Source organism: Variovorax fucosicus, from assembly GCF_030316825.1.
Lineage (GTDB): Bacteria > Pseudomonadota > Gammaproteobacteria > Burkholderiales > Burkholderiaceae_C > Variovorax > Variovorax fucosicus.
Map to the genome: position 1 here is coordinate 658,440 of NZ_JASZYU010000003.1, position 18,502 is coordinate 676,941.

The 18,502-nt window shown below is 63.4% G+C and carries 20 protein-coding genes, 1 tRNA gene and 1 pseudogene; 12 read left to right on the forward strand and 10 right to left on the reverse strand.

All coding sequences use genetic code 11. The features are described 5' to 3' along the window. Positions 1-101: 101 nt before the first annotated feature. The 6 genes from QTI05_RS20545 to QTI05_RS20570 all read left to right on the forward strand — a co-directional run bounded on the left by QTI05_RS20545 (position 102) and on the right by QTI05_RS20570 (position 3,562). Positions 102-632 (forward strand): hypothetical protein, encoded by a 531-nt coding sequence (locus QTI05_RS20545; protein WP_286620627.1) that lies wholly within the window; start codon positions 102-104, stop codon positions 630-632. 12 nt (positions 633-644) lie between these two features. Further along, the gene (locus QTI05_RS20550) at positions 645-1,109 is read left to right on the forward strand and encodes a phasin family protein (protein WP_286620629.1); all 465 of its coding nucleotides are present in this window, start codon (positions 645-647) and stop codon (positions 1,107-1,109) included. A gap of 33 nt (positions 1,110-1,142) precedes the next feature. Further along, positions 1,143-1,778: a TetR/AcrR family transcriptional regulator gene (locus QTI05_RS20555; protein ID WP_286544736.1), complete on the forward strand. Its 636-nt coding sequence runs from the start codon at positions 1,143-1,145 to the stop codon at positions 1,776-1,778. Positions 1,779-1,844: 66 nt separating this feature from the next. Continuing rightward, complete coding sequence (locus tag QTI05_RS20560; RefSeq protein ID WP_286620630.1) at positions 1,845-2,621, forward strand: esterase/lipase family protein; 777 nt, start codon at positions 1,845-1,847, stop codon at positions 2,619-2,621. A 129-nt stretch (positions 2,622-2,750) separates the two neighbouring features. Beyond that, a complete protein-coding gene (locus QTI05_RS20565; RefSeq protein ID WP_286620632.1) occupies positions 2,751-3,008 on the forward strand; it encodes a hypothetical protein in 258 nt (85 codons plus the stop codon). A 95-nt stretch (positions 3,009-3,103) separates the two neighbouring features. After that, positions 3,104-3,562 (forward strand): tyrosine-type recombinase/integrase, encoded by a 459-nt coding sequence (locus QTI05_RS20570; protein WP_286620634.1) that lies wholly within the window; start codon positions 3,104-3,106, stop codon positions 3,560-3,562. A gap of 289 nt (positions 3,563-3,851) precedes the next feature. On the opposite strand, the gene QTI05_RS20575 is transcribed toward QTI05_RS20570, so the two are convergent. From QTI05_RS20575 to QTI05_RS20590, 5 genes are all read right to left on the reverse strand, one after another. Beyond that, a complete protein-coding gene (locus QTI05_RS20575) occupies positions 3,852-5,783 on the reverse strand; it encodes an Ig-like domain-containing protein (RefSeq protein ID WP_286620636.1) in 1,932 nt (643 codons plus the stop codon). 570 nt (positions 5,784-6,353) lie between these two features. After that, on the reverse strand, positions 6,354-6,602 hold the full coding sequence (locus QTI05_RS27875; protein WP_353505966.1) for a hypothetical protein: 249 nt from the start codon (positions 6,600-6,602) through the stop codon (positions 6,354-6,356). After that, positions 6,502-7,170 (reverse strand): hypothetical protein, encoded by a 669-nt coding sequence (locus QTI05_RS20580; RefSeq protein WP_286620638.1) that lies wholly within the window; start codon positions 7,168-7,170, stop codon positions 6,502-6,504. Before QTI05_RS20580 ends, QTI05_RS27875 begins: the two co-directional genes overlap by 101 nt. Positions 7,171-7,251: 81 nt before the next feature. Beyond that, complete coding sequence (locus QTI05_RS20585) at positions 7,252-7,536, reverse strand: excalibur calcium-binding domain-containing protein (protein ID WP_286544745.1); 285 nt, start codon at positions 7,534-7,536, stop codon at positions 7,252-7,254. A gap of 10 nt (positions 7,537-7,546) precedes the next feature. Then, the gene (locus QTI05_RS20590) at positions 7,547-7,957 is read right to left on the reverse strand and encodes a hypothetical protein (RefSeq protein WP_286544746.1); all 411 of its coding nucleotides are present in this window, start codon (positions 7,955-7,957) and stop codon (positions 7,547-7,549) included. 147 nt (positions 7,958-8,104) lie between these two features. Between QTI05_RS20590 and QTI05_RS20595 the strand changes: the two genes are divergently transcribed. Further along, the gene (locus QTI05_RS20595; protein ID WP_286620639.1) at positions 8,105-8,383 is read left to right on the forward strand and encodes a hypothetical protein; all 279 of its coding nucleotides are present in this window, start codon (positions 8,105-8,107) and stop codon (positions 8,381-8,383) included. Positions 8,384-9,100: 717 nt separating this feature from the next. Next, a pseudogene (locus tag QTI05_RS27880) lies at positions 9,101-9,205 on the forward strand (hypothetical protein); the annotation flags it as partial. Between the two features lie 32 nt (positions 9,206-9,237). Here the strand turns inward: QTI05_RS27880 and QTI05_RS20600 are convergent. Beyond that, positions 9,238-9,313 (reverse strand) — tRNA-Asn (locus tag QTI05_RS20600). A gap of 50 nt (positions 9,314-9,363) precedes the next feature. After that, positions 9,364-10,134: an IclR family transcriptional regulator domain-containing protein gene (locus tag QTI05_RS20605; protein WP_286620640.1), complete on the reverse strand. Its 771-nt coding sequence runs from the start codon at positions 10,132-10,134 to the stop codon at positions 9,364-9,366. A 128-nt stretch (positions 10,135-10,262) separates the two neighbouring features. Here QTI05_RS20605 and pobA point away from each other — a divergent pair, with 128 nt between their 5' ends. The 4 genes from pobA (at position 10,263) to QTI05_RS20625 (ending at position 13,824) form a co-directional block, all read left to right on the forward strand. Further along, positions 10,263-11,444: a 4-hydroxybenzoate 3-monooxygenase gene (gene pobA, locus QTI05_RS20610; RefSeq protein WP_286620641.1), complete on the forward strand. Its 1,182-nt coding sequence runs from the start codon at positions 10,263-10,265 to the stop codon at positions 11,442-11,444. A 62-nt stretch (positions 11,445-11,506) separates the two neighbouring features. Beyond that, entirely contained in the window at positions 11,507-12,259 is a 753-nt protein-coding gene (aat, locus tag QTI05_RS20615) for a leucyl/phenylalanyl-tRNA--protein transferase (RefSeq protein WP_286620642.1), read from the forward strand. Continuing rightward, positions 12,256-13,005 carry an arginyltransferase gene (locus QTI05_RS20620; protein WP_286544761.1) on the forward strand — a complete coding sequence of 250 codons (750 nt, stop codon included), beginning with the start codon at positions 12,256-12,258 and terminating at the stop codon, positions 13,003-13,005. Before aat ends, QTI05_RS20620 begins: the two co-directional genes overlap by 4 nt. 30 nt (positions 13,006-13,035) lie before the next feature. Next, positions 13,036-13,824, forward strand: coding sequence for an IclR family transcriptional regulator (locus QTI05_RS20625; protein WP_286544763.1), 789 nt, complete (start codon positions 13,036-13,038; stop codon positions 13,822-13,824). 58 nt (positions 13,825-13,882) lie between these two features. Here the strand turns inward: QTI05_RS20625 and QTI05_RS20630 are convergent, their stop codons facing one another. From QTI05_RS20630 to leuA, 3 genes are all read right to left on the reverse strand, one after another. Beyond that, positions 13,883-15,100 (reverse strand): serine hydrolase, encoded by a 1,218-nt coding sequence (locus tag QTI05_RS20630; protein WP_286544766.1) that lies wholly within the window; start codon positions 15,098-15,100, stop codon positions 13,883-13,885. 117 nt (positions 15,101-15,217) lie between these two features. Next, positions 15,218-16,756: a 2-isopropylmalate synthase gene (locus QTI05_RS20635; protein ID WP_286544769.1), complete on the reverse strand. Its 1,539-nt coding sequence runs from the start codon at positions 16,754-16,756 to the stop codon at positions 15,218-15,220. Positions 16,757-16,793: 37 nt separating this feature from the next. Further along, positions 16,794-18,497: a 2-isopropylmalate synthase gene (gene leuA, locus QTI05_RS20640; RefSeq protein WP_286620643.1), complete on the reverse strand. Its 1,704-nt coding sequence runs from the start codon at positions 18,495-18,497 to the stop codon at positions 16,794-16,796. Between the last annotated feature and the right edge of the window lie 5 nt (positions 18,498-18,502).

An 18,502-nucleotide genomic window follows, 5' to 3' on the forward strand; every position in this document is an offset into this window, starting at 1 on the left:
TGGGGCACTTGGCCTAACTTTCGTACAGATCTAGCTTTTTCCGACCAGTGCTTTGCGGCGACCATTGCGGCCATCCCAACCACTTCTTCAGGAAATTCACCATGTCCAGCCAAACCCTCAGCGCCGTTGCCATCCACGTTGTCGACCAGTACAGCAGCGCCGGCAAGCATCTCACCAAGGCCTACCGTACCGGCGTCGAACGCCTGGTCGGCGGCGCCAACGCCCGCTACGCCAGCTTCCTGCAAAACCGTTCGATCCCGCTGGTGAACGAACAGGTCAAGTCGGACCTGATCAATGCGCAGCAAGTGCTGGCCGGTTTCCTGCTGAAGGGCGTGCACGCTGGTTCCGACCGCGCCGCGCTCGCCATCGACAGCGTGAGCACGCGTGCCACCAGCGGCATCCAGGCCCTCGCCAGCACCGCCACCCGCGTTGAAACCGCATTCGACTCGACCGCGCTCGAAACCGTCCGCACCCTGAACATGCCGGCCGCCACGCTCGCCGCACAACTCGCCGACAAGATCGCCCAGGGTGCCAAGGCGGTCGAAACCCGCATCGGCAGCGTGAGCGAAGAAGCCGCCGAAACCGCCGTCGTGGTGGCCAAGCCGGCCCGTCGCGCCGTCCGCAAGGCCTGATCGCCTGACAGCATGGCCGTCTCACCCGCCAAAACCGCAGCCGCCAAGAAGGCGGTGAAGCCCAAGGCCGCCAAGGCTCCGGCTGTGCGCCGCACCGGGGCGGCAGCCGAACCGGTCGCTGCCCCGAAAGGCAACAAGGGCGAGGCCCTTCTGCGCGCCGGGCTCAAAGCGCTTGGCGAGGTGCGGGACGGTGTGGTGCAGCGCCAGACCCGCGTGGTCGAAACGCTGCTGGGCATTCCGCCCGGCAGCGCGATCCCCTCCAAGCCGGGCGCGCCGAAAACCGCGCTCGACTCACTGGGCGATTCGCTCGGCTTTCGCAAGCTCGAAGACGTTTTCGACCAGCGCATTGCCGCTGCGCTGGGACGGCTCGGCACCCCTTCTGCCGAAGAATTTGCCGCGCTGCGCGAACAAGTCCGTACGCTGCTCGAAGAACGCGACAAGGCTGCGGCCCCGCCGACGACCCGCCGCAAGCGCTGAAGCGCCTGCGACCCGCCCTCCACGCCTTTGCCTGTGGCCAGTTCCAACACCCGTGAGCGGATCCTGCAAACGAGTCTCGCGCTGTTCAACGCGCAAGGGCTGCCATCGGTATCGACGCATCGCATTGCGGCAGAGATGGGCATCAGCACCGGGAACCTCCACTACCATTTCAAGGCCAAGCGACTGATCGTCGAGTGGCTGTTCCGGCGTTTCGAGGAAAAACTCTCGACGCTCAGCGAAGCCGCCGGCAGCGTCCGCGCGATCGACGACCTGTGGGTTGCCCTGCACCTGGGCTTCGAAGCGGTCAACGAGTACCGTTTTGTCTACCGCGACATGGCCCACCTCGAGAGCGAATACCCCGAAACTGCTGCCAAGTCGCGCGCGCTGATGGCGCGCAACCTCCTGAACGCCCGCGCCTTGTGCGAAAGCCTCGCGGCCCAGGGCGTGATCAGGGCCAGCGCCGACGAAGCCGAAATGCTGGCGCTGCAGATCGTGTTCACCACCACTTGCTGGCTCTCGTTCGAGCGGCTGGTGGCGCAGGACGCCGCATCGCGTCGCACCGACACGGGGCTCGCGGCGTACTACACGCTGACACTGCTCGCGCCCTACGTGGATCCGCCGTCGCGGGCCTATCTTGACTACCTGCGCGCCAAGTACGTGCAGCCGTAGCCGTTGCAAACGCTCCGATTCTTTCGCTGTCACAACCACCTCACCCATAACAGAGACACGCTTTCCATGACAACCACCGCCTCGCACGCCCCGATCGAAGCCCCATCGCGCCTTCTGCAACTTGCCGAACTGCGCGCCGGCTGGGAACTGGGCGCCACCCTTTCACTCTGGCCGCTGCTCAAGCTGGCGCCACGCGGCGACGGCCACCCGGTGGTGGTGTTGCCCGGCCTGGTGGCCAGCGACCTCTCGACGCAATTGCTGCGCCGCTACCTGCGCGGACGCGGCTACGACACCCATGGCTGGGGGTTGGGCCGCAACTTCGGGCCGCGCGAGGGCGTCGAGGCGGGCATGTTCAAGCTGCTCGAAACCCTGCATGCAAAAGAAGGCCGCAAGGTCAGCCTGATCGGCTGGAGCCTCGGCGGCGCCTATGCACGGCTGCTCGCCTCGAAGCGGCCCGAGCTCGTGCGCAGCGTGATCACGCTCGGCAGCCCGTTCGCCGGCAACCCGCGCTCGACCAACGCCTGGCGCGTCTATGAAGGCGTGAGCGGCCAGAGCGCAAACGACTCTGCGCGCATGCGGCATATCCGCCCCACCCCACCCGTGCCGACCACTTCGATCTTCAGCCGCACAGACGGCATCGTGGCTTGGCGCGGCAGCGTCGAGAAGCCGGGCCCGACCAGCGAGAACATCGAGGTTTTTGCAAGCCACATCGGCCTGGGCGCCAACCCTTCGGTGCTCTACGCCGTGGCCGACCGACTGGCGCAGCCCGAAGGCGCCTGGAAGCCGTTCAACCGCAAGGGGCTCGGCGCGCTGGTCTATCCCGATCCGCAGCGCCGCGGCTGAGTTGTTTCAGCGCCCAAGTACTGACAAATCCGGGCTGGCAACAACCTGGAACAAAGATTGCGGTAAGTAGTTCATCTGACATTTTTTGTCGATGCAAGCCAGTCAACCCCATTACTACTCGCCAACATCATGAAAGCTCTCGATAACCTGCTCTGGAACGTTCCCCCCGGTGGAATCATCGTCATCAAAGCCGCTGCGCTCGGATTGAGCGAGGGCGCCTTCCACCGGCTTGCCGCCGAGATCCAGGACGACGACGGCATCGACGACTTCGATTTCGTCAAGGCCCACCGGCTGGGCGACACCGGCTGGCAAAACCTGGATCCGTCAAACGAGGTTGTCGTGGAGCGGCCGATCGATGCGATCACGCTGCGGCGGCAGAAGAACTGAAGGCGCTCGCCTGGTAGCTGCACCAGGCCTCTGCGGCCAAATGAAAAAGCCTGCTACAGATGAAGTAGCAGGCTTTTCTTTTGGCCTTGTGGGCCATGTCTGGCCCGCGACCTGGGCTCGAGGCGTTACCGAGCCCGACGATTTCAGCCTACCTGCAATGCCTCCTGTTGATCGGGTCGCGCCGTGACGAGTTGCTTGCGCTCAAGTGGTCGGATCTCGATCTGAATTGGTGCGGCATAACGATCCGGGACAAGGTGGAAGGCGGGCGCACCTTTCCTTTGACGCCCTACGTGTGGCACCTGATGAGCACCCTACCCCGGGTCAATGACTACGTGTTTGCATCGCACATCGAAGGCAAGAAAGCGCATCTTGCAGACCCTTCCGGAAGCCTGGAGACAGCGAACGCTTCGGCGAAGACTGACGGGCTGACCCTTCATGGCCTGCGGAGGTCTTTCAAGAGCCTCACAGAGTGGGGCTTGAGACACCTGCGGGCGTGGTGGCTCAGATCATGGGCCACAAGCCATCAGCCACGGCGGAGAAGCACTGCACGGTAAGGCCGCTCGATCTGCTGCGCGTGCACCACGAGCGGATCGAGGCCTGGATGTTGGAGCAAGCCCGTGTTCCATTCGTCCGCCGTGGCTCCATGCCGGCGGTGAAGCGAGTCACTGCGAAGCATCCAGCAGGACGGAAAACAAAAAGGACGCCTCTGGTGCACTGACAAAACCGACAAAAGGTCCTGGCAACGGCGTTCGCACTGCTCTCGCGAATCGCCCCAGGATCTCCTCGGAACGACTCTGTCCGCGTTTCGTGTCTGTCCGAGGCGTGCCCATCAGGTGGAGCAGATCAATAGTCGATCGTGATCGAGCCGCCGCCCCCTGCGGTCCGAGATGCGCCTTTGTTGGCTGCCACCGAATACACCGCACCGGTCGGACCAACGCTGCCGCCGCCGCCGCCACCGCCGTCATCGGACGAGCCACTGCCCCCGCCGCCGCCGCCCCCGTAGCCACCCCCGCCACCGCCGCCCGCCGCGGAAGTGCCGCCCGCGCCGCCATTGCCTGTACCTGATCCAATACCGCCGACATCGCGTTGGCCACCAGCGCCACCGGCACCGCCGTTGCCATTGCCGCCTGCAGTGCCGGGCGCTCCGCTCCTGGTGGTGCCTCCGGCTCCGCCTGTACCGCCATTTCCCCCAAGTCCACCAGATGTGTGACCGCCCTTTGAGCCAGCGGCGGTGCCATTGCCTCCGCCGTCGCCACCGGTGCCGTCCCCACCGATGCCGTAGCCAGATCCGCCGCCGGCACCCGCGATGATCTGGTTCACTGCACCTGCGTTGACACTAGTTGCCCCACCGCCGCCGCCCGTGTACGTGCCGCCAGCACCGCCGCCGCCAACAAACAGGTTCAACAGGTCGCCGCTGTTGACGATGAGAGTTGTTGTCACCCGCCCTCCATTGCCCCCTGCGAAGGTGCCACCACCACCGCCAGCGCCGGTTGCCTCGATACGCACGGACGTGACTCCGGCAGGAACCGTCCAAGTAGTAGCGCCTGCAACACTGAAAACCGCCTGCTGCTGAATCTGCAGCGTCGCATCCGCGCTCACGGTTCCGACACTGGCGGTGATTGTCGTGCTGCCGATTGCTGCAACGCCCATGGCCAGGCCGTTTGTGCCCGAAGCATTGCTTATGGTCGCCACAGCGGGCTGGGCAGACGCCCAAGTCGCGGTCAAGGTGATGTCTTGCGTTGACCCGTCCGTGTACGTCCCGGTGACAGTGAATTGCCGAGTACTACCGCTCAAGACTGTGGCCGTAGCCGGCGTGACAACCATGGAAACCAGCGTCGCCGGGGTGACGTTCAATGCAACTGCAGTGGATGTCACCGAGCCAAAGCTGGCAGTGATATTCGTCGAACCTGCGCTAACTGAAGTCGCCACGCCAAGGATATCGACGCTTGCGACCGAAGGGGTGCCGGACATCCAGCCCACTTGCGTCGTGAGATCCTGTGTCGTCTGGTTGTTGTACATGCCAACGGCTGAAAACTGTTGTGTGGTGCCAAGCGCGATGCTGGGAGTCGCAGGGGTCAGCGCGATCGACAGCAGGGTTGCTGCGCTCACGTTCAGCGTCGCGGTGGCGGTTTGCGCCGCCGGACACAGACTTACCGCAGCACAGGTCGCCGTCACGGTGACTTTGCCGGGCGCAATGCCTGACGCAATTCCGGATGCACTTAGCGCTGCAACCACAGGACTGGAGGAGGTCCAGACGATGTCGTTGGTGATGTTCTGCGTGGAATTGTCGGTGAACGTCGCGGTTGCGATGAACGCTGCAGTGGTGCCTACGACGATGTCGGATGTGGCGGGCGTGATCGAAATGCTGACGACTGTGGCCGCGATCACTTTCACGTTCGCGCTGCCACTTTGGCCGTCAAGACTGGCCTTTATTAAGGCGGTGCCTGGCGCGACGCCGCGCGCTGCTGCAGTGGCCTGGTCTACCGTCGCCACCGTTGGAGTGGCTGAAGTCCAGGTGACATGCGACGTGACATCGGCGTGCGTGTTGTCGCTATAGATCGCAGTGGCCGCAAGTTGAACCGAAGTGCCTGATGCGATAGTCGAGTTGGCCGGGCTGACCTCCACAGAGCGCAAGGTCGGAGCAGCAGGCAGACTGGGGAAGACCGCGGGGATGCCACCGCCCCCACCTCCTCCGCAGGCACTTAGAGAGAAGAGCCCGGCAAGCGCAACGCTTTTTGCGTAGCGCAGAAACTTGAGACCGAAATTCGTCTGCATCGTTTGTCCAATCGTTGTTGTTGTTGTGGCGCAGCTTGGTCTGAGTCGCTTTGCCGACGAAGGTAGACGAGACTGACTAGGAACTTCGACTTGGCCCATTGTCACAAGATGTATACGCCCCCCACGAAGTCTTTTTCGGGTGTGTCGCGAATAGGGGAATAGTGCCTCGATCGTTGTCGAAGTGGCCGCGACTTACTCGGCCGATCGAAGGCGCAATGTGGCCAGCGGTAGTGAACAAAATCACGGAGGGCGCGTGTTCTCAACGTCTGTCACAGGAGCAGATACAACCACCTTGGTCACCGACACGCACCACCAAGACTGCTGGTAGGCCTCGCCCTTGGACTTGAGCCCTCGAAAGTTCAAGTCCACGCCCCCGCTTCACCCGGCTCGACATGAAAGAGCGAGGCTCGCATGTCGAGGTGCCGGTCACGTTCGAACAGCAGCATGCCGTCATGTCCACGCATGTAAAAAGTATCACCTGGTCTCATCAGGGAGCCGAGGTGCCGAAGACGATAGACCGTGCAAACCTTTGCGCTTCTTGCGCGTGACGCACCAATGACCAACCCATGGTCAGGCGGGCAGCGTAGGTGGATTGCCATTCCACGCCGCTAACCTAGACTGATGATCCATGCGGGCGAACGGCTGAAAGAATTTGGCCAGCATCTCGTCAACGTTGTCCTCAGTCCCCACACGAACGTGTTTAAGGAGGCCGAAGTACTCAACATATGGCGCAAATCCAAGCCCGGGCTTTGAGACGCAGTTGATCATCAGCAGCAGCAGCAGCAGCAGCAGCAGCAGCAGAAAGTCTGCACTCAACAAGCCGCGTGCAATGTTGGCATAGCGCATCTTTTGGCGCTCCGCGACTCCCATACATATCGGCCGTTAAGCGTTTGGAGGCATCCGGCTTAACGCCTGATCCATCTATCGCCACCGTCGCAATTTCTTCGAGACACAGTCTGAAGTTGGGGTGATCCAAACCGAACTTGCTGCTGACGCCAACATATTCGAGCCTGGCTTCAGAATGAAGCGATCGAAAAAGTGCCAACAACTGAAAGAACAATGGCTCAAACTCAGCAAGCTTTTGTTGTTCACGCGCCGCCTTCAGTTGCGCATTTTGGGAGTCTAAGGTGAGGCGTTGGATATAAGCGGCTAGCGCGACGAATGCAAACGCCAACCCGGCGAAGAGAGTGTTCAGGCCGCCGAACATGTCGCCAGCTTGGCCCAGCACCTCACTCGAAATCGATACCGTGCCTGCGGTGTCGGGGGCGTTCTTGGAGGCCACGATTCTTGCGACGGGGTTCGCAATCCAGAGCAGCCATGCAAGCCAAAGCCCAACAACGAAAACAAAGATTCCCGCCGCGATTGTTGTGATCTTCTTGCGATTCATATTTCTCAAGTTTTGAGATAGGTGTTAAGTGGTGTGGCGCAGCGCTAACCGCTCATTCTGCTCACCCGTCTGGGCCAGTACCTAACGGCACCACTGCTGCTCACAAGGAACGCCGTCGTTGTTGCCGTCCATCTTCGTTCCTGGGCAGTTCTTTAAGAAGTAAGTCGCCTCTGCGCAGGATGTCATCTGTGAGCAGTGCGTGCGCCCGTCGCAGCGGAATGTCTCTGCTGTAGCTGTGTTCGGTTGCGCGGAGGGGCTCCACGCCTTCCGTGGAGTCTTCGAGGTGCTCGCAGCGCGCTCTTGATAGCGCGAGTAGCCCTGCCACGCCAACACGGCGACTATCGCGATGATGATGACCTGCTTCATGTGGAAGTCTCTACTGAGAGGCGCAGCGATTCTGTGAAAGCTCGGCCCGAAGACCTCGCATCCGCTGCTGGTCCGGATTGATCACCTCTGGCGGCTGCCACTGCCAGTTGGTGTAGCGGCTCTCGATCTGATGACGCTCCGCGTTGAGTTGCCCGCAACGTTGCACACGCTGAACCTCTCCGACGTTTGGGGCTTGAGCGACCTGTGCTCGGGCTGCCCTGCCCCGCTCTGCCTGCTGTACCTGCTGATCCCAAGGGATGCCGTCCGCAACACTTTCCATCCGATCGATCAAAGCGTTGTGCTTGGAGCAATGAGCGCTCGCCCAAAAAGTCGAGCCGTTGTAGGCCTTGCATAGGTAGATCGTCCCGGCATGGGCGGCACCCGCCACCAGGGCCAACAAGATGATCAGCAAGGCTTTCATCTGCTCAGTTTAGAGGGTCTGGTGACATTTAGTCACATTCAGTACGCTGAACCGGCACTAGTTGGCAGCGGACGGGTGGATACCCCTAGCTCGACGGGGCGGCGCCCTCTGAAACTGGCTCGGCCCGATATGGGCGAGGAGAAAAACATGAAGAAGATCGTTTTCATAGCACTTGCACTGCTGAGTGCATCGACATTCGCGCAAGACCACTATCGCAATGGCTACGTCAACAAAAACGGCACCTACGTTGCGCCGAGCCATGCGACCAATCCGAACAACACAAAGACGGACAACTACAGCTCGCAGGGCAACGTCAACCCGTACACCGGCCACGTTGGCACCGTTGATCCATACCGGCAACCCAGCTACCAGGCGCCTCAGCAACGCTGTGGCACCAACCGAAACGGGCAATACGTCTGCAACTGAACCAACCGGGAGGGGCATCGGCAGGGCCACGTTTCAGGCGGGGCGCCTCATTGGAAGGAAAGTACATGACGACCGACACAAGTTCCGGCGGGTTCCAGGGGCGGGCATTCGCGCGAGTAGCTGGAGGGGCAAGTTGCCTTGTGCTCACTGTTCTCTGCCATGCCCAGACTCCTGCAGTGCTTCTTGAGGCATGCAACGCGATGGAGCCAGCCAGCAGACGCCTGGAATGCCTCAAGGCTGCCTCCGGCGCGCGGCGTGAGCCCACTGCAGGGCATGCAGGCACGCCCCCTCAACAGGCTATGGATCGGACGACCTCTCAAGCGCTCTCCGCATATCAGGCTACAAAGCCAACACCGCGCTCCAATGGTGGGCAGATTTGTTACACCGGCCCTCGAGGAGGCACATACACAATCACCGCGAGCGGGCGGAAGAACTACAGCGGGTGCTGAAAGACACGATGAATGCAAAGCGCCTATGTATGTCGTTCATGGCCCTCGCACTGGCGAATCGTTTGCCGTTCAGATCAACAACGACTCGCGCGGGTCGACGAAACTACTGAGCTGCAAAGTCCTGAAGGCTGTTGCTGGGGTGTCATGCTTCAAGAAATTCTGATCGGTAGCGCCTCCGGTGTCGCGCCACGCAATCATGAGATTCCCGGCGCGCTGCCCTCGTCATGAGCTTGGCGCACTCTGACAAGTTGCACGGCCAGACCCATGCGGCTACCTCCAGGACGTCCTCGAGAGGCTGCCACCGCATCCCAGCAATCGCATGGACGAGCTGGTCGCGAATGCCAAAAGAAAAAGCCTGCTACCGATGAAGTAGCAGGCTTTTCTTTTGGCTTTGTGGGCCATGTCTGGCTCCTCGACCTGGGCTCGAACCAGGGACCTACGGATTAACAGTCCGGCGCTCTACCAACTGAGCTATCGAGGAATATGTGAAGCCTCAAATTATAGCGTGGTTTTTGGCGCCCGTTCCAGCCCTCACAACAACGCGCGAACTTCGCGTGCGGCCTCGAACAGCAGCGGCAGCAGATCGCGCTCCAGTTGCTGCACCGGCCGCGGCCCGCCTGACAGCACGACGTTGAGTGCGGCCACCGTCCGGCCCTGCATGTTGCGCAGCGGCACAGCCAGTGCCTGCACGCCGAGCTCGTGTTCTTCGGTGGCGATGCAGTAGTCGTCGGCCCGAACCTGCGCGATGCGTTGGCGCAGGGCCTTCGCCTGCGTGAGGGTGTGCGGCGTGAGTCGCGGCAACAAGCGCCCCTTGAGCCATGTATTGAGTTCGGCCGCGCTCAGCGCGGCGAGCAGCACGCGGCCGGTCGACGTGGCGTGCGCGGGCAGGCGCGCGCCGAGGTGTAGGCCGTAGGCCAGCACACGCGTGGGCGCGCCGTAGCTTCCGCTGCGCGCAATGATCACCACCTCCTCGCCGTCGAGCACCACGGCGGAGAACGACTCCTGCGTCTGTGCGGCCAGGCGGTTCAGCGTGGGCTGCAATGCACGCGGCAGGCGCGACGATGCGAGGTAGCTGCCCGAGAAGCGCAGCACCTTCGGCGCCATCCAGAAATAGCTGCCGTCGGTCTCCAGGTAGCCCAGGTGCGCGAGCGTGAGCAGGTGCCGGCGCGCGGCTGCGCGCGTGAGGCCGGCGCGCTCCGCCGCCAGCGTTGCATTGAGGCGCTGGCGCTCGGTGTCGAAGCTTTCGAGCACGGCCATGCCTTTGGCGATGCCTTCGATGAAGTCGGGTTTGGCGATGGTCATGGGAATGCTGAGGCAGACATGCTGCGCGATCATCGCGCAAGTGCTTCCATGATCGCACAATGCCGCGACTGTGCACCTTCCATGCTGCAGGCAGGCCGCCTACGCTCGTGGCTCACCAGGAGACATCCGTGAGAACACAAGTCGTCATCGTCGGCGGGGGCCCTTCCGGCCTGCTGCTCGGCCAGTTGCTGCACTGCGCAGGCATCGAAAACATCGTCGTCGAACGCCAGAGCGGCGACTATGTGCTGGGCCGCATCCGCGCCGGCGTGCTCGAGCAGGTAACGATGGATCTGCTCAAGCAGGCCGGCGTCGACAAGCGTGCCCGGGCCGAAGGGCTGCCGCACGACGGCATCGAGCTGCTGTTCAAGGGCGCGCGCCATCGCATCGACCTGAACGGACTCACCGGCGGCAAGCAGGTGACCGTCTACGGCCAGACCGAGGTGACGCACGACCTGATGGACGCACGCGCGGCGGCCGGCCTCACGACCATCTACAACGCCGCGCCGGTCAGCCTGCACGATTTCGACACGGCAAGCCCGCGCGTGCGCTACCAGAAGGACGGCGCCACCCACGAGATCGCCTGCGACTTCATCGCCGGCTGCGACGGCTACCACGGCATCAGCCGCGCGAGCGTGCCGGCCGATGCGCTGCACCTCTATGAAAAGGTCTACCCGTTCGGCTGGCTCGGCGTGCTGGCCGATGTGCCGCCGCTGTCGCACGAACTCATTTATGCCAACACGCCGCGTGGCTTTGCCCTGTGCAGCATGCGCAGCGCAACGCGCAGCCGCTACTACGTCCAGGTGGGAACCGAAGAGCGTGTCGAGAACTGGAGTGACGACGCGTTCTGGAACGAATTGCGCAACCGCCTCGACCCCGAAGCGCGCGAGCATCTCGTCACCGGCCCTTCGCTCGAGAAAAGCATCGCGCCGCTGCGCAGCTTCGTGGCCGAGCCGATGCGCTTCGGCAGCTTGCTGCTGGCCGGCGACGCCGCCCACATCGTGCCGCCGACCGGTGCCAAGGGGCTCAACCTGGCAACGGCCGACGTCGGCTACCTGTCGCGGGCACTCGAAATCTTCTACCGCGAGCACAGCGCGTCGGCGCTCGACCGCTATTCGGAGCTGTGCCTGCGCCGGGTGTGGAAGGCCGAGCGCTTCTCGTGGTGGTTCACTTCGCTGATGCACCGCTTTCCGGACAACGGCGAGTTTGGCCAGAAGATTCAGGAAGCCGAGCTCGACTACCTTGTGAACTCGCGCGCCGCTTCCACTTCGCTGGCCGAGAACTACGTTGGGCTGCCGCTCGAATCGTTCTGAACAGGGCCGCCCGCCGATGCCGGGCGCAGCAGTGCAGACGCAAACGCGTGTATACCTGCAGCATGCAAATCCCCTGGCTCGCCGCTGGCGAACCCCTTCCTGACGCAGCCTCCGCCTGGGGGCCCGATGCGCCGGTGCCCGGCCTGCTGGCGGCGGGCGGCGAACTCAGCGTCGAGCGCTTGCTGGAAGCCTATGGCAACGCGATCTTTCCCTGGTTCAGCGACAACCAGCCGATTCTCTGGTGGAGCCCCGACCCACGCATGGTGCTCGACGTGGCGCGCTTTCGGCTGCACCGCTCGCTGCGCAAGACGCTCGAGCATTTCCGCCAGGCCGCCGGCTGCGAGCTGCGCTTCGACCACGACTTCGAAGCCGTGATCCGGGCCTGTGCCGCGGCACCGCGCGCCGGCCAGTCGGGCACCTGGATCGTGCCGGAAATGGTCGATGCCTACATCGCGCTGCACCAAGCCGGCCATGCGCACAGCGTCGAGACCTGGATCGACGGCAAGATGGCGGGCGGTTTGTACTGCGTCTCGATCGGCCGCGCAGTGTTTGGCGAATCGATGTTCACGCGGCGGCCCGACGCGTCCAAGATCGCGCTGGCCGGGCTGGTGAGCTTCTGCCGGCACCACGGGATGCCGATGATCGACTGCCAGCAGAACACCGCCCATCTGGCCAGCCTCGGCGCGCAGGAAATGCGGCGCGCGGACTTCGTGGCGCACGTGACACGCGCCCGCGCACAACCCGGCCCCGCATGGCAATTCGCGCCCGTATACTGGGCCGAACTCCTGTCCGCGCGAACCTCCGAACCGACGTGACGCACCTCAAGGATCTCCCGCTCCACACGCTGCAGTTCTATGCAACGGCGCCCTACCCGTGCAGCTACCTGCCGGATCGGCAGGCGCGCTCCCAGGTCGCGACGCCGAGCCACCTGATTCACAACGACGCGTACTCCGACCTGGTGCTGGCCGGCTTCCGGCGCAGCGGCATGTTCACCTACCGCCCCTACTGCGACGGCTGCCACGCCTGCGTGCCGCTGCGGGTGCGGGTCGACGAGTTCGTGCCGACGCGAAGCCAGCGCCGGGCGATGGCCAAACATGGCAACCTGCAGGCGCGCGTGCTCAAGCTGTGCTTCGTGCCCGAGCATTACCAGCTCTATCTGCGCTACCAGAACGGCCGGCACGCAGGCGGCGGGATGGATCACGACAGCATCGACCAGTACACGCAGTTCCTGCTGCAAAGCCGGGTCAATTCGCGCCTCGTCGAGTTTCGCGAGACGCTGCCGGACGGCAGTCCGGGTGCGCTCAAGATGGTGTCGATCCTGGATGTGCTGAACGACGGGCTGTCGGCCGTCTACACGTTCTACGAACCCGATGCAGGCGCCGGCTATGGCAACTATGGCGTGCTGTGGCAGATCGCGCAGGCGCGCACGCTGGGGCTGCCGCATGTCTACCTTGGCTACTGGATCAAAGGCAGCGCCAAGATGAACTACAAGGCGCGTTACACGCCGCATGAAGTACTCGTCGACGGGCGCTGGCAAGCGCACAACGATTTCACAACGTAAAATGGCAGGTGCTCAACTCGCCTGCCGTCCATGAGAAAACCCCAATCCGACGTTCCTGCGACGCCTGTCATCCAGGTGATCGAACGCATGTTTTCGCTGATCGACGTGCTGGCCTCGCGCGAGGAGGCGATTTCGCTCAAGGAAATCAGCGAGAAGACGGGGTTGCACCCGTCGACCACGCACCGCATCCTGAACGATCTGGCCGTTGGCCGTTTCGTCGACCGCCCCGAGGCCGGCAGCTACCGGCTTGGCATGCGGCTGCTCGAACTGGGCAATCTGGTCAAGGGCCGGCTGAACGTGCGCGACGCGGCGCTCACGCCGATGCGCGAGCTGCACAAGCTCACGCAGCAGCCGGTCAACCTCAGCATGCGGCAAGGCGACGAAATCGTCTACATCGAGCGCGCCTACAGCGAGCGCTCCGGCATGCAGGTGGTACGGGCCATCGGCGGGCGGGCACCGCTGCACCTCACCTCCACCGGCAAGCTTTTCCTCGCGGCCGACGACCCGCAGCGCGTGCGCAGCTATGCCACGCGCACCGGGCTGGCCGGCCATACGCGCAACAGTATCACGCAGTTGCCGGCACTGGAGCGCGAGTTGTCCAAGGCGCGCCAGTACGGCATCGCACGCGACAACGAAGAACTGGAACTGGGCGTGCGCTGCATGGCCGCCGGCATTTACGACGACCAGGGCAAGCTGATTGCAGGGTTGTCGATTTCGGCGCCAGCAGACCGGCTGGACGATGGCTGGCTGCCGAAGCTTCAGGCCACGGCCAACGAGATTTCAGGCGCGCTCGGCCACCACACCAACGCGCCAGCCTGACGGCCTGGCCGCCCTGACCTAGCTAGTAGCCTAGCCCGCGCCAGAGACTGTTTCGATATCAGCCGGCAACGCCGACCGTCACGCTCTGCGGGTGATGGGCTGCAGCCGGGGACATCACCTGGGTTGCTTCGACCCAGCGGCGCACGCGCTCGGCATCGCCGATGCGGCTCAGCTTGCCGGCCGAATCGAGGAACACCATGATGAGCTTGCGCCCGGCGATCTTGGTCTGCATCACAAGGCACTGGCCCGCCTCGGAGATGTAGCCCGTCTTTTGCAGGCCGATTTCCCAGTCAGGGCTCTTCACCAGCCGGTTGGTGGTGTTGAACTGCAGCATGCGGTTGCCGACTTCGACCTGGTAGTCAGGCGAGGTCGACAGCTGGCGCACCGTGGCGTCGCTCGATGCGACATTGACCAGCAGCGCCAGATCCTGCGCACTCGACTGGTTGAGGCTCGACAAGCCGGTCGGCTCGACGTAGCGGGTGTCCTTCATGCCGATCAGCTTGGCCTTGGCATTCATCATGCTCACGAAGGTGACGAGCCCGCCCGGATAGGTGCGGCCGAGTGCATGGGCCGCGCGGTTCTCGCTCGACATCAGCGCCAGGTGCAGCAGCTCGCCGCGTGACAGCGTGGTGCCGACCCGCAGGCGCGAACGGCTGCCCTTTTCGGTGTCGACGTCGTCCTGGGTGATGGTGATGGGCTCGTCCATCGGCAAACGGGCTTCGCTGACGAGCAGGCCGGTCATGAGCTTGGTGATGGAGGCGATCGGCAGCACGGCGTGGTCGTTCTTACTGAACAACACTTCGCGGGTGTCCTGGTCGATCACGAGGGCCACGCTGGACTTGAGATCCAGCGCGTCGTCGGCGCCGTGCAGGCCGGCGATCTGGCCATACGACAACCGCGGCGGAGCGGCTTCGACCACACGCACCACCGAATGACGTTGCACCGCAACGACCGTCTTGCCGTTGCGCGTGCGGATCGTGGCCACCACGTTGCGGCCACCGCGCACCGACCTGTCGGCCTTGTCGCCGCGGTCTGCCTTGGCCATGCGGGCACTGGCAGCGCCACTCGCGGCCTTGCTGGTTGCCGCGCTCTTGCCGGCGCCGGCTTTCTGCTTGACGGGTGCGGCGGCCTGGGATTTCTTGGCGGCCGGTGCCTGCTTCTTGGCGGCTTGCGCTGCCGGCAAGAAAAACGCCGTGGCGCACAGCGCGACGGCGATCAGACGAAACGCGGGTAGGAGCCGCTGGCGGGAAACTCGATGAAGACGGGCTTCGGGCATTAAAAACTCTCCAGCGGCGACGAATGAGAACTGTAGTTTATCGAAATACAAAAAAACACGCAATATCAGTTACTTGCGTCCTCTTCTTCAATCTAAAACAAAAGAACGCATGAAAACCTAGCCTTGGGCCGCGATTCTCTCAGCTTGGCTCTGTAACTTGTTGAGAGCACTCAGATATGCTTTGGCCGACGCAACCACGATATCGGGGTCGGCGCCGACGCCGTTGACCACTCGTCCTGCATTTTGCAACCGTACCGTCACTTCGCCTTGACTTTCTGTCGATCCGCTGATCGCATTCACGGAATAAAGCACCATTTCTGCCCCGCTTTTCACGTGCGACTCGATCGCCTTGAGTGAAGCATCAACCGGACCATTGCCATCGGACTCGCCCGTGACTTCCGTCCCGTGCGCCAGGAACACCACCCGCGCATGGGGGCGCTCGCCGGTTTCGCTGTGCTGGGACAGGGACACAAATGCAAACTGCTCACCAACGTGGGAGCCGTCTTCGTCGCTGACAAGCGCGAGGATGTCTTCGTCGAAAATCTCACTCTTGCGGTCGGCCAGTTCCTTGAACCGCGCGAAGGCCGTGTTGACGTCGGTCTCGCTCTCCATGCTCACACCCAGATCCTGCAGGCGCTGCTTGAAGGCGTTGCGGCCGCTGAGCTTGCCGAGCACGATCTTGTTGTGGCTCCAGCCCACGTCTTCGGCCCGCATGATTTCGTAGGTGTCGCGCGCCTTGAGCACGCCATCCTGGTGAATGCCCGAGGCATGCGCAAAGGCATTGGCACCGACCACGGCCTTGTTCGGCTGCACCACGAAGCCGGTTGTCTGGCTCACCATGCGGCTGGCCGCAAGGATGTGCTGGGTATCGATGTTCATCGTCAGGCCGAAGTAGTCCTTGCGGGTCTTCACGGCCATCACGATCTCTTCGAGCGAACAGTTGCCCGCGCGCTCGCCGAGGCCGTTGATCGTGCACTCGACCTGGCGCGCGCCGCCGATCTTCACGCCGGCCAGCGAGTTGGCCACCGCCATGCCGAGGTCGTTGTGGCAATGCACCGACCAGATCGCCTTGTCGCTGTTCGGAATGCGTTCGCGCAGCGTCTTGATGAAGGTGCCATAGAGCTCGGGGATCGCATAACCCACGGTGTCGGGCACGTTGATGGTGGTGGCGCCCTCGGCGATCACGGCCTCGAGCACGCGGCACAAAAAGTCCATGTCGCTGCGGTAGCCGTCTTCGGGGCTGAATTCGACATCGCCGATCTGGTTGCGCGCGAAGCGCACCGCCAGCTTGGCCTGTTCGAACACCTCGTCCGGGCTCATGCGCAGCTTCTTCTCCATGTGCAGCGGCGAGGTTGCAATGAAGGTGTGGATGCGCCCACGCGCAGCACCCTTGAGCGCCTCGGCCGCGCGCGAAATGTCGCGGTCGTTGGCGCGCGAGAGGCCGCACACGGTCGAATCCTTGATCGCGTTGGCGATCGCCTTCACCGCTTCGAAGTCGCCATTGGAGCTTGCCGGGAAACCGGCCTCGATCACATCGACCTTGAGCCGTTCCAGTTGCTTGGCGATGCGCAGCTTCTCGTCGCGGGTCATCGAAGCGCCGGGCGATTGCTCGCCGTCGCGCAGGGTCGTGTCGAAAATGATCAGTTGGTCGGTCATCGTGGATCTCCGTCTTTGTGGCGTTGCGGTCTGCGCGTCAGGCCGGCTCAGCCATCGATTGTGCGCTGCGGGCGCCTTGTCCCCGCGCGCGCTCCAGGCCCGAAACGATGGCCTTGAGCGAAGCCGAAATGATGTCGGCGTCAATGCCGACGCCGAACAGCGTCTGCGACTCGTCGACCCGCAGTTCGAGATAGGCCACCGCCTGCGCGTCGGCGCCCGCGCCGATCGCATGCTGGTGGTAGTCGATCACGCGCACGGTATGGCCGGTCGCGTCGGTCAGTGCATGGATGAAAGCATCGATCGGGCCGTTGCCGCGCCCTTCGATCGGCCGAATCCCGCCGTCCCACGGCAGGTCGCCGCGCAAGAGCACCGAGGCGCTGGCGCCCTCCCCCTGCTCTTCGAGCATGCGGTGCTGCAGGGCATGGACGGCCTTCAATCCGTACTCGCGCTCGAACAGGGCGTAGAGGTCGGCCGCGCTCAATTCCTTGCCGGCCACGTCCATCACGCGCTGGACGGTCTGCATGAACTCCATCTGCAGGCGGCGCGGCATCTCGAGCCCGTACTCGCTTTCGAGCAGGTAGGCCATGCCACCCTTGCCAGACTGGCTGTTGACGCGAATCACGGCCTCGTAGCTGCGGCCCACGTCCTTGGGGTCGATCGGCAAGTACGGCATGTCCCAGATATCGCCGTCCTTGCGCGCCGAGAAGGCCTTCTTGATCGCGTCCTGATGCGAGCCCGAGAACGAGGTGTAGACCAGATCGCCCACATAGGGATGGCGGGGATGCACGGGAATCTGGTTGCAATGCTCGACCGTGGCGCGGATGTCGTCGATGTGCGAGAAATCGAGTTCAGGCGAGACGCCCTGCGTGTACAGATTGAGCGCAACGTTGACGAGGTCGAGGTTGCCGGTGCGCTCGCCGTTGCCGAACAGGCAACCCTCGATGCGATCCGCGCCGGCCATCAGTGCGAACTCACCTGCGGCGGTGCCGGTGCCGCGATCGTTGTGCGGATGCACCGACAGCACGATCGAGTCGCGCCGCGCCAGATTGCGGTGCATCCACTCGATCATGTCGGCGAAGATGTTCGGCGTCGAATGCTCGACGGTGGACGGCAGGTTGACGATGCACTTGTGCTGCGGCGTGGGCGCCCAGACCGCGGTCACCGCATCCACCACACGCTTCGAGAACGCGAGGTCGGTGCCCGAGAACATTTCGGGCGAATACTGGAACGTCCACTGCGTGGCCGGTTGCTGCGCGGCGCAGTCCTTGAACATCGCCGCGTGCGTGGTGGCGAGTTCGACGATCTGGTCTTCGTCCATGCCGAGCACCACGCGGCGCATGACCGGGGCAACCGCGTTGTACAGATGCACGATCGCGCGCGGCGCGCCCTGCAGCGCCTCGAACGTGCGCGTGATGAGGTGGTCGCGCGCCTGCGTCAGCACCTGGATCGTCACATCGTCGGGGATGCGGTCTTCCTCGATGAGCTTGCGCACGAAGTCGAACTCGGTCTGCGAGGCCGAAGGGAAGCCGACTTCGATTTCCTTGAAACCGATGGCCACGAGCGTCTCGAACATGCGCATCTTGCGTGCGATGTCCATCGGCTCGACCAGTGCCTGATTACCGTCGCGCAGATCCGTCGACAGCCAGATCGGCGCCTTCGTCAGCACGGCGTCGGGCCAGGTGCGATCCTTGAGGCCGATGGGTGCAAAGGCACGGTACTTGGCTTGCGGTTGCTTCAACATGTGAT